Consider the following 520-nt stretch of genomic DNA (forward strand, 5'->3'; position numbering starts at 1 on the left):
GATAAGGCCTGGCAGGCGATGATTTTGTCGTCTGAGGCCAATCAGCTGCTGATCAAAAACGCCATCACCGCCGTGAAGCGTGACAACCTGGACGCCTACTGGGATGCAGTAAGTCAGGTGGATTGTATGGAAGATTACTGAGGGTTGAGCGCCGGGTGGCGCTGCGCTTACCCGGCCTACATCACACGTTTAACGCTTCCGCACATCCGGAATAATCAAATCACCGCGCAGAACGTAGGACCCGAGCATCTGCGTTTTCTCTGTCAGCCAGCTCACGATGCGCGCCGCCATGGCGTCCATGGAATACTCAATGGCCGGGATCACCGGAATACCCGGCAGATGCAGCGAACCGCCGAGGCTGAAAACCATGATGTCTTCCGGTACCGATTTATTAAACGCCTGTAACTGCGGGATCACCCGCTGGGCTTCCTGCTCATCCGCCACCAGCAGCGCGTTGAAGTTCAGCGTGGACGCGTTGTTGAGTAATTCCTGAAGCGCAACGGACGATGAAGTCGCGTCC

General features: G+C 56.5%; 2 protein-coding genes. One reads left to right on the forward strand and one right to left on the reverse strand.

Annotated features, from left to right (window positions below; genetic code table 11):
• Positions 1-141: YicS family protein (locus RE027_RS18195; RefSeq protein WP_368809703.1), on the forward strand; the 141-nt coding region annotated here is incomplete at its 5' end.
• Between the two features lie 48 nt (positions 142-189).
• On the opposite strand, the gene RE027_RS18200 is transcribed toward RE027_RS18195, so the two are convergent.
• Positions 190-520 (reverse strand): type 1 periplasmic-binding domain-containing protein (locus tag RE027_RS18200; protein WP_368809702.1); only part of this gene is annotated, 331 nt, incomplete at its 5' end.

The sequence above is a fragment of the Kocuria sabuli genome (assembly GCF_040981185.1).
Classification (GTDB): Bacteria; Actinomycetota; Actinomycetes; order Actinomycetales; family Micrococcaceae; genus Kocuria; species Kocuria sabuli.